The organism is Streptomyces roseochromogenus subsp. oscitans DS 12.976, assembly GCF_000497445.1.
Classification (GTDB): domain Bacteria; phylum Actinomycetota; class Actinomycetes; order Streptomycetales; family Streptomycetaceae; genus Streptomyces; species Streptomyces oscitans.
Genome location: NZ_CM002285.1, coordinates 7,945,994 through 7,956,025, shown reverse-complemented (window position 1 = coordinate 7,956,025; position 10,032 = coordinate 7,945,994). Strand labels below are relative to the sequence as shown.

At 69.6% G+C, this 10,032-nt stretch carries 9 protein-coding genes; all 9 read right to left on the bottom strand.

Annotated features, from left to right (window positions below; all coding sequences use genetic code 11):
• Positions 1 to 341: 341 nt before the first annotated feature.
• Positions 342 to 1,433 (bottom strand): 3-dehydroquinate synthase, encoded by a 1,092-nt coding sequence (aroB, locus tag M878_RS84100; protein ID WP_023552101.1) that lies wholly within the window; start codon positions 1,431 to 1,433, stop codon positions 342 to 344.
• Entirely contained in the window at positions 1,430 to 1,912 is a 483-nt protein-coding gene (locus tag M878_RS84095) for a shikimate kinase (RefSeq protein ID WP_106962889.1), read from the bottom strand. Before M878_RS84095 ends, aroB begins: the two co-directional genes overlap by 4 nt.
• A gap of 32 nt (positions 1,913 to 1,944) precedes the next feature.
• The gene (gene aroC / locus M878_RS84090) at positions 1,945 to 3,129 is read right to left on the bottom strand and encodes a chorismate synthase (protein ID WP_023552099.1); all 1,185 of its coding nucleotides are present in this window, start codon (positions 3,127 to 3,129) and stop codon (positions 1,945 to 1,947) included.
• A 169-nt stretch (positions 3,130 to 3,298) separates the two neighbouring features.
• A complete protein-coding gene (locus M878_RS84085; RefSeq protein WP_023552098.1) occupies positions 3,299 to 4,138 on the bottom strand; it encodes a shikimate dehydrogenase in 840 nt (279 codons plus the stop codon).
• The gene (mltG, locus tag M878_RS84080) at positions 4,119 to 5,780 is read right to left on the bottom strand and encodes an endolytic transglycosylase MltG (protein WP_167345808.1); all 1,662 of its coding nucleotides are present in this window, start codon (positions 5,778 to 5,780) and stop codon (positions 4,119 to 4,121) included. Before mltG ends, M878_RS84085 begins: the two co-directional genes overlap by 20 nt.
• 122 nt (positions 5,781 to 5,902) lie before the next feature.
• Positions 5,903 to 6,367 (bottom strand): Holliday junction resolvase RuvX, encoded by a 465-nt coding sequence (ruvX, locus tag M878_RS84075; RefSeq protein ID WP_023552096.1) that lies wholly within the window; start codon positions 6,365 to 6,367, stop codon positions 5,903 to 5,905.
• Positions 6,368 to 6,392: 25 nt separating this feature from the next.
• On the bottom strand, positions 6,393 to 9,065 hold the full coding sequence (gene alaS / locus M878_RS84070) for an alanine--tRNA ligase (protein WP_023552095.1): 2,673 nt from the start codon (positions 9,063 to 9,065) through the stop codon (positions 6,393 to 6,395).
• Entirely contained in the window at positions 9,065 to 9,439 is a 375-nt protein-coding gene (locus M878_RS84065; RefSeq protein ID WP_023552094.1) for a hypothetical protein, read from the bottom strand. Before M878_RS84065 ends, alaS begins: the two co-directional genes overlap by 1 nt.
• A gap of 15 nt (positions 9,440 to 9,454) precedes the next feature.
• Positions 9,455 to 9,889, bottom strand: a complete 435-nt coding sequence (locus M878_RS84060) for a DUF948 domain-containing protein (RefSeq protein WP_106962777.1) — start codon at positions 9,887 to 9,889, stop codon at positions 9,455 to 9,457.
• Positions 9,890 to 10,032: the final 143 nt, after the last annotated feature.

The window sequence follows — 10,032 nt, the reverse complement described above, 5'->3', positions numbered from 1 at the left end:
CCCACTGCGTGCTGCATCCGTTGCCACTCCGTCTCGTCATCTTCGGCTCGTTCGCCTCCGGGGCGCCGCGGCATCCGATATGCGGCTACCGCCGCGGCGGTGTCGACAGACCGATCGCGCTCAGCCCTTCGGGCCTCCGCGTGTTCGGCATCTCGACACCGACGCGCCCCTCCAGCTCACTCGCGGCAAACCGTTCGTGCTGGCAGCGGGGCTGAGCCCGCTGCCTACCGAACGGTACCGTCCCCCGCCGTCATTTGGTGAAACGGCCGGGGGCGGCCTGAAGTGCCCATTCCGCAAAGGAAGTCGAGGTCGGGAATCGGGCGGACGGAACAGCCGGGGACTTACTGGCCCACTTCTCCGTACGCGGCGAGGAGCACCGCCGGGTCCGGGCCCTCCAGGACGGTCGGCTTGGCGAGACCGTCGAGGACGATGAAGCGCAGCAGGTCGCCGCGGGACTTCTTGTCGATCCTCATCGTCTCCAGCAGCTTGGGCCACTGGTCGTAGCGGTAGTGCAGCGGGAGGCCGACGGCTTCCAGAACCGTACGGTGGCGGTCCGCCGTCGCGTCGTCCAACCGGCCCGCCAGACGGCCCAGTTCGGCGGCGAAGTGCATGCCGACCGCGACCGCGGCGCCGTGCCGCCACTTGTAGCGCTCGTTCTTCTCGATGGCGTGGCCGAGCGTGTGGCCGTAGTTGAGGATCTCGCGCAGGCCCGACTCCTTCAGGTCCGAGGAGACGACCTCCGCCTTCACCCGGATCGAGCGCTCGATCAGCTCGGCGGTGTGCCGGCCCGCCGGGGTCCGCGCGCCCTCGGGGTCGGACTCGATCAGGTCCAGGATGACCGGGTCGGCGATGAAGCCGGCCTTGATGACCTCGGCGAGCCCGGACACGTAGTCGTTGACCGGCAGGGAGTCCAGGGCGGCCAGGTCGCACAGGACGCCGGCCGGCGGATGGAAGGCGCCGACGAGGTTCTTGCCCTCGGCGGTGTTGATGCCGGTCTTGCCGCCGACCGCCGCGTCCACCATGGCGAGCACGGTGGTCGGGACGGCGATCCAGCGCACGCCGCGCAGCCAGGTCGCGGCGACGAAACCAGCGAGGTCCGTGGTCGCGCCGCCGCCCACGCCGACGACGACGTCGGAACGCGTGAAGCCCGACTGGCCGAGCGCCTTCCAGCAGTAGGCGGCGACCTCGGCGGTCTTGGCCTCCTCGGCGTTCGGCACCTGGATGGCGATCGCCTCGTAGCCCTGCCCGGCCAGGTCGGCGCGGAGCGCGTCACCGGTCTCGGCGAGCGCCTCCGGGTGGATCACCGCGATCCGCTTGGCTCTTGGACCGATCAACCCGGCCAGTTCGCCCAGCAGTTGGCGGCCGACCAGCACCTCATAGGGGTCGGTGCCCGCGGTGCCGGCGACCTGGATCCGGGTGACTGCCTCGCTCATGCTTCTTTCAACTCCAGTGCGTCCAGCGCTGCTTGGGTGACCTCTTCGGGGGTACGGCCGTCCGTCGCCACGACGGCGGTGGCGACCTCCTCGTACAGGTGCCGCCGGGCCTCCATCAGCTCGCGCCACTGCTTGCGCGGGTTGACCGCGAGCAGCGGGCGGGCCACGTTCAGGCCGGTGCGCTTGACGGCCTCCTCCACGTCCATGGAGAGGTAGACCACCCGGTGCCCGGCGAGCAGCGCGCGTGTGTCGGCGTCGAGGACGGCGCCGCCGCCGAGCGCGAGGACGCCCTCGTGCTCGGCGAGCGCGCTGTGCACCGCCCGCTTCTCGATCGCCCGGAAGACGGGCTCACCCTCGTCGACGAAGATCTCGGCGATGGTGCGGCCCTCGGCGGCGACGATGTCCTCGTCGGTGTCCCGGTAGGCGACGCCGAGGCGCTCGGCCAGCAACTGCCCGACGGTGGACTTGCCGACGCCCATCGGGCCGACCAGGACGAGCGCGGGCACGGCACTCACCGGATCCGCAGGTTGTCGAGGTACGACTGCACGTTGCGGCGGGTCTCGGCCACGGAGTCGCCGCCGAACTTCTCCGCGACCGCGTCGGCCAGGACCAGCGCGACCATGGCTTCGGCGACGATGCCGGCGGCCGGGACCGCGGAGACGTCGGAGCGCTGGTGGTGGGCCTGGGCGGCCTCGCCGGTGGACACGTCGACCGTCTGCAGGGCCCGCGGCACCGTCGCGATCGGCTTCATCGCGGCCCGCACCCGCAGCAGCTCGCCGGTGGTCAGGCCGCCCTCGGTCCCGCCGGAGTGGCCGGAGACACGCCGGATGCCCTCGTCGGTCTTCACGATCTCGTCATGCGCCTTCGAGCCCGGCACCCGCGCCAGCTCGAAGCCGTCACCGATCTCGACGCCCTTGATCGCCTGGATGCCCATCAGGGCACCGGCCAGCCGGGCGTCCAGCTTGCGGTCCCAGTGCACATGCGAACCCAGGCCGACCGGGACGCCGTAGGCCAGCACCTCGACGACGCCACCGAGCGTGTCGCCGTCCTTGTGAGCCTGGTCGACCTCCGCGACCATCGCCTTCGACGCGTCCGCGTCCAGGCAGCGCAGCGGGTCGGCGTCCAGCTTCTCGACATCGGCCGGGGTCGGGTACACACCCTGCGGAGCCTTCACGGAGCACAGCTCGACGACATGCGAGACGATCTCGATGCCGGCCGTCTCCTTCAGGTACGACCGGGCGACGGCGCCCAGCGCCACACGGGCCGCGGTCTCCCGCGCCGACGCGCGCTCCAGGATCGGGCGGGCCTCGTCGAAACCGTACTTCTGCATGCCCGCCAGGTCGGCGTGGCCAGGGCGCGGCCGGGTCAGCGGGGCGTTGCGGGCAAGGCCGGCGAGGATCTCGGGATCCACCGGGTCGGCCGCCATGACCTGCTCCCACTTGGGCCACTCGGTGTTGCCCACCATGATCGCGACCGGGGAGCCGAGGGTCAGGCCGTGCCGGACACCACCCAGGAAGGTGACCTCGTCACGCTCGAACTTCATCCGCGCACCACGGCCATAGCCGAGCCGCCGCCGCGCCAGATGGTCGGCGACCATCTCCGTCGTGATCGGCACGCCGGCGGGAAGGCCCTCCAGCGTCGCGACAAGTGCGGGACCGTGGGACTCCCCCGCGGTCAGCCAACGCAGCCTGCTCAACGATGCTCCTCAGTGCTCGCGCCCCGGTACTACTGCCCTGCGTACGCGCGTGCTCGCGTACGGCGACGGCCCGACCGGGTGCGCGGCCCCGGTCCGCCATCTCCGATCCTCCCACGTCCGGGCCCCGAACCCGGCCGCTGGTCCAGCAGACGGACATGAATATGTCAGGTCAGCGCTCGGCGAGCGCCTTCTCCCCTGCCCGGCGCATGGCCTCCAGCGGAGCCGGGGAGCGCCCGGTCATCCGCTCGACCTGGAGGACGGCCTGGTGGACCAGGAGATCGAGTCCGCTGACCACGGCGCCGCCGAACATGGACCAGCGGGCCGCCAGCTCGGTGGGCCAGGGGTCGTAGAGCACATCGAAAAGGGTGGCGGGACGCTCGGGTACGGCGGCGGCGAGGGCGTCGGTCGTGCCGGCCGGGGTGGTGGCGATCACCAGCGGGGCGCGCAGCGCCTGCCCGGCGTCCGCCCAGTCCGCCGTACGCACGTCCACGTCGAGCCGTTCGCCCCACTCGCGCATCTCGGCGGCGCGGGCCTCGCTGCGGACGTAGGCGACGACCTCGCCGGTGCAGATCCGGGCGAGGGCGGCGAGCGCGGAGGAGGCGGTGGCGCCGGCGCCGAGGATCGCGGCGGAGTCGACCTGTTCGATGCCGTGCTCGCGCAGGGCGGCCACCATGCCCGGGATGTCGGTGTTGTCGCCGATCCGGCTACCGTCCTCGGTGAAGACGACCGTGTTGACCGCGTCGACGGAGGCGGCCGTCTCGCTGATCTCGTCCAGCAGCGGGATGACCGCCCGCTTCAGCGGCATGGTCAGCGACAGCCCCGCCCACTGGGGCCCGAGCTCCTCGAAAAAGCCGGGCAGACCGGCCTCGTCCACCTCGAAGCGGTCGTACGACCACGCGGTGAGCCCGAGCGCGTCGTACGCCGCCCGGTGCAGCACCGGGGAGAGGGAGTGGGCGATGGGCTTGCCGAGTACGGCGGCCCGGCAGGCGTCAGTTGCCCGAGGTGGCATCGAACTTTTCCTTGAGCTGCTTGAATTCCGCGTAGGTCTTGGCGAATTCGGTGTTGTTCTGGCCGTCGGTCGCCACGAAATAGATCCAGCCGTCGTGCGTCGGGTTCAGCGCCGCCATGAGCGCGTCCTCGCCGGGGTTGCCGATCGGGCCGGGCGGAAGTCCCTTGTGGGTGTAGGTGTTGTACGGGCTGTGGTTGCCGTTGATCTGCTTGAGGGAGATGTGGATGTTGCTCGTGCCCATGATGTAGTTGTAGGTCGAGTCGAACTGCAGGAACTGGTTCGTCTCGGTGTTGGTGGGCTTGAGCCGGTTGTAGACCACTTCCGCCATCTTGCGGAAGTCGTCGTGCGTCTTGCCCTCCGCCTGCACCAGGCTCGCCACGGTGACCAGCTCGAACGCGTTGTTCAGGCCCAGCGCCCGGGCCTTTTCCGTGAGGCCGTAGGAGTCGTACTTGGACTTGGCCTGCGCGACCATCTGTTTCAGGATGCTCTCGGGCTTCATGCCCTTGGCGGCCGCATAGTTGCCGGGGAAGAGGAAGCCCTCCAGCGGGTCCTTGACCAGGCCGTTGTTCTGTACCCAGGCCGGCAGGCCGAAGCTCTTGTATTCCTTCTGGGCGACCTTCTGCGTCGTGCCGTCGGCGAGTTCCAGCTTCTTGTCGATAGCCTCGTAGACGCCCGCGTTACGCTCGCCCGGAGTCACCACGACATTGTTCTGGCTCTTCGGGTCAAGCATCATTTTCACCGCGCTCGCGGCGGACATCTGTTTCCTCAGGAGGTACGCACCGGCCTGGATACTGTTCCCACCCTGGATGTCGTTCTGCGCGTGCACGAACGCGTCGGCGCTCTTGACGACGCCGGCCTCCTTCAGGCGGCGGCCGATGTCCCAGCCGCCCGCGCCCTTGGGGATCTCGACCATCACCGTCTCGCTGGTGCCGTTACCGGCGTAGTCCGGGGCCGGGGCGAAACGATTTTGGTAGAACTTGTAGCCGAAGTAGCCGGCGGTGGCGAGGCCGCCGCCGAAGACCAGGACGACGACCATGCAGGCACAGCCGGTACGTCGCTTCCTGCCTTTCTTGGTGGGTTTCTTGCCCTTGCCGCGCCGGCCCTGGCGGCCCTGGAGCTCGTGCTCCTCGTCGTCGTCATCGTCGCCGGCTCCCGTGAAGAAGGGGTGCTGCTCCTCCTCGTCGGGCGCGGTCTCCGGCTCCGCCTCCGGCCCGGGGCGCCTGCGGCCGGGCGGCTGCGGCGGTGGGTAGGCGTCCTCGGTGCCGTAGAAGTCGGGCTGTTCCCCGCCATGGCCGGGGGGCTGCTGGCCGTACGGGTCGCCGGGGTCGGGGGCATACGGCACCTGGCCGTTCGGGCCGGCCGCGTTCCAGGCGCCGGGCTGCTGGTAGGGCTGCTGGGCGTGGCCGGCGTACTGCTGCTGTCCCTGTTCGCTGTAGTACCGGTACTGCTCGTGGTCGTAGCCGGGCTGCTGCTCCTGGCTCCAGTCGCCGTACTGCGGCTGCTGTGGATAGTGCTGCGGCTGGCCGCCGTAGGGGGACTGCTGACCGCTGTGGGTCTGCTGTCCTCCCCATCCGCCGTCCCCGTACAACGGGTCCTCCGGATGCCACGGTTCGGGGTGTGGGCCCCGGCCATACTCAGTCATCGATCCCCTAGAGCCGCGAAGCCGACCGGCCGCCGACCGGTGGGCCCGCTTCCGTTCCGCCTCTTGCTGTGCGCCGACTGTTCGAACACCGGCGCATCGCGCGGAACGTTACCGTATCGCGATCAGATGACCACTTCGACGCCCTCGCCGGGTGCTTTACCTGACACCCGTTCGGATTCGAGGGCCTGCTGCAGGATGATCACAGCGGCTGCCTGGTCGATGACGGCGCGGCCCTTCTTCGATTTCACGCCCGAGGCGCGCAGTCCCTGACTGGCCGTCACGGTCGTCATCCGCTCGTCCACCAGGCGCACCGGCACCGGCTTGATGCCCTTGGCCAGTTCCTGGGCGAAGGCGCGGACCTTCACCGCTGCCGGGCCCTCGCCCCCTTTGAGAGAGCGAGGGAGGCCGACGACGACCTCGATCGGTTCGTACTCCTCCACCAGCTGACGCAACCGCCGGTGGGCGGCGGGGATGTCCCGGCCGGGGACGGTCTCCACCGGTGTGGCGAGAATCCCATCGGGGTCACACGAGGCGACCCCGATCCGGGCGTCCCCGACGTCGATCGAAAGTCGACGTCCTCTGCGCATTTCCGACCGTTTCCTTACTGGGCTGTCACTTGGTGGTCTCGGCGACGAGGCGTTCGACGGCCTCGACGGCATCGCCGACCGCGGCCGGGTTCTGACCGCCGCCCTGGGCGACGTCCGGCTTGCCGCCACCGCCGCCGCCGAGGGTCTTGGCGGCGGTGCGGACCAGGTCACCGGCCTTGAGACCACGCTCACGGGCGGCCTCGTTGGTGGCGATGACGGTCAGCGGCTTGCCGTTGCTGACCGTGAAAAGGGCCACAACCGCGGCCCGGCCGCCCTGGATGCGACCGCGGACATCGAGGACCAGCTTGCGCAGGTCGTCCGGGGTCGTACCGTCCGGCACCTGACCGGTGACGACGGCCACACCGCGGACGTCCTTGGCGGACCCGGCGAGACCGGCGGCGGCCTGCAGCACCTTCTCGGCGCGGAACTTCTCGATCTCCTTCTCGGCGTCCTTCAGCTTGCCGAGCATCGAGGAGACCTTCTCCGGCAGCTCCTCCGGACGGCCCTTGAGCAGCTCGGTCAGCTGGTTGACCACCGTGTGCTCACGGGCGAGGAAGGTGTAGGCGTCCACACCGACGAGGGCCTCGATACGGCGGACACCCGAGCCGATGGAGGACTCGCCGAGCAGCTTCACCAGACCCAGCTGGGCGGTGTTGTGCACATGCGTGCCGCCGCACAGCTCCTTGGAGAAGTCGCCGATGGTCACCACGCGGACCCGGTCGCCGTACTTCTCGCCGAACTCGGCGATGGCGCCCTGCTTCTTCGCCTCGTCGATGCCCATGATGTCGGCGCGCACGTCGAGGTCGCGGGCGAGCACCTCGTTGATCTTCTGCTCGACGTCGGTCATCACGGCCGTCGGCACGGCGGACGGGGAGCCGAAGTCGAAGCGGAAGCGGCCGGGCTGGTTCTCGGAACCGGCCTGGGCGGCCGTCGGGCCGAGCGCGTCGCGCAGCGCCTGGTGGGTGAGGTGGGTGGCCGAGTGGGCGCGGGCGATGGCCTTGCGGCGGCGGGCGTCGATCGAGGCGTGGGCCTTGGCACCGACAGTGACCTCGCCGACCTGGACGACGCCCTTGTGGACGTACACCCCCGGGACCGGCTTCTGGCAGTCGCGGACCTCGATGACGGCACCGGAGTCGACCTTGATCCGGCCGGTGTCACCGATCTGGCCGCCGCCCTCGGCGTAGAACGGGGTGCGGTCGAGGACGATCTCGACCTCGTCGCCCTCGGTGGCGGCCGGCGAGGAGACGCCGTCGACCAGGATGCCGACGATCGTGGTCTCGCCCTCGGTGTCGGTGTAGCCGATGAAGTCGGTCTCGCCGGCGGTGTCGGCGATCTCGCGATAGGCGCCCATGTCGGCGTGGCCGGTCTTCTTGGCCTGGGCGTCGGCCTTGGCGCGCTCCCGCTGCTCCTTCATCAGGCGGCGGAAGCCGTCCTCGTCCACGGAGAGGCCCTGCTCGGCGGCCATCTCCAGGGTGAGGTCGATGGGGAAGCCCCAGGTGTCGTGGAGCAGGAAGGCCTTGTCGCCGGAGAGGACCGTGCCGCCGGACTGCTTGGTCTCGGTGACGGCGGTGTCGAGGATGTTGGTGCCGGCCTTCAGCGTCTTGAGGAAGGCGTTCTCCTCGGCGAGGGCGACCTTCTCGATGCGCTCGCGGTCGGTGAGCAGCTCCGGGTACTGCTGGCCCATCATGCGGATCACGGTGTCGATCAGGTCCTTGACGACCGGACCGGTGGCGCCGAGCAGGCGCATGTTGCGGATGGCGCGGCGCATGATGCGGCGCAGGACGTAACCGCGGCCCTCATTGCCCGGCGTCACACCGTCGCCGATGAGCATCGTGGCGGTACGCATGTGGTCCGTGACCACGCGAAGAGACACGTCCGAGTCGTGGGCGTCGCCGTAGCGAACGCCGGTCAGCTCGGTGGCCTTGTCGATGACGGCCATGGAGGTGTCGATCTCGTACATGTTCTGCACGCCCTGCAGAATCATGGCGAGGCGCTCCATGCCGAGGCCCGTGTCGATGTTCTTGCTCGGCAGGTCGCCGAGGATCTCGAAGTTGTCCTTGCCGGTGCCCTCGCCGCGCTCGTACTGCATGAAGACGAGGTTCCAGATCTCCACGTACCGCTCGTCGTTGACGGCGGGGCCGCCCTCGACTCCGAACTCGGGGCCGCGGTCGTAGTTGATCTCGGAGCAGGGGCCGCAGGGGCCGGGGACGCCCATGGACCAGTAGTTGTCCTTCATACCGAGGCGCTGGATGCGCTCCTTCGGCACACCGACGACCTCGTGCCAGATGCGCTCGGCCTCGTCGTCGTCCTTGTAGACGGTGATCCACAGGCGCTCGGGGTCGAGGCCGTAACCGCCCTTGTCCTGGGGCGTGGTGAGCAGCTCCCAGGCGTACTTGATGGCGCCTTCCTTGAAGTAGTCGCCGAAGGAGAAGTTGCCGCACATCTGGAAGAAGGTGCCGTGCCGCGTGGTCTTGCCGACCTCTTCGATGTCGGGCGTGCGCACACACTTCTGCACGCTGGTGGCGCGCGGGAAGGGCGGCTTGACCTCGCCCAGGAAGTAGGGCTTGAAGGGCACCATGCCGGCCGGGACGAGGAGCAGAGTCGGGTCGTCCGCGATGAGCGACGCCGAAGGGACGACGGTGTGCCCGCGCTCCTCGAAGAAGCTCAGCCAGCGGCGGCGAATCTCGGCCGACTCCATCAGTGGTCCTCATTCCGGTTGTACGAGTACTTCGTTGGCGAAGAGATCGACGTTTCGATGTACTTCGGTGCGCTGCGGTGGTTGCCCGGGGCGTTCTCGATGGCGGTGTGGCGCCGGGGTGCGGGGAGTTCGGGGTTCTCGTGGATGCCCAGGGCATCCTCCAGCTCGGCCTCCCGCTGGGCCATGTTGTCGCGGACGTCGAGCGCGAAGCCGACCGCGCGGTCCTTCAGCCGCTGACCGGTCTCCAGAGCCTTGTTCGCCGCGGTCGCGGCGAGGCTCTCCGGGGTCAGCTGCTTCAGCTTGCGGTTGACCTTGGTGGTGGCCCACACACCGGCGGCGACACCTGTGGTGAACCAGAACGTACGGCGGAACATCGCTCGGTCTCGTCCTTACTTCCGCTTGCGTCGTGCGGCAGGGACCGTGCGGCCCACGATCACGGTACGCCGGGGTGCCTTCGCGGGCACGTCCTCCTTGCGGCCGCCCAGCGCCCGGCGGACGCCGTAGCCGAAAGCCGCGACCTTGACCAGCGGGCCGCCGAAGGTGGAGGCGACGGTGGTCGACAGCGCGGAGGCGTTGGACGTGACCTCCTGGACGTCGGAGGCGATCGCGTCGACGCGGTCGATCTGGGTCTGCGCGGAGCGCACGGCGGCGGAGGCGTCGGCGAGCAGCGGGACGGCCTGATCGGTCACGTCCGCCACGAGCTTGGTGGTCGCCTTGAGCGTCTGGGCCAGCCTCGCGAGAGCCACCGCGAGGAAGGAGACCAGGATCGCCCAGAACACGGCCACCAGGATCCCGGCCACCTCACCACCGGACACTGTGCGCACCCGCTCCCTGAAACGTGCTCTCGACATCGGAACGATCGAAAAAGTCGTGTCCGAGCCTATCGCGCCCGGGCCGGGGCTCCGTACCGCATTACCGGGGCCACGGGGCGGAGTTGCGAGAAGCGATTGTACGCATTGAACACACT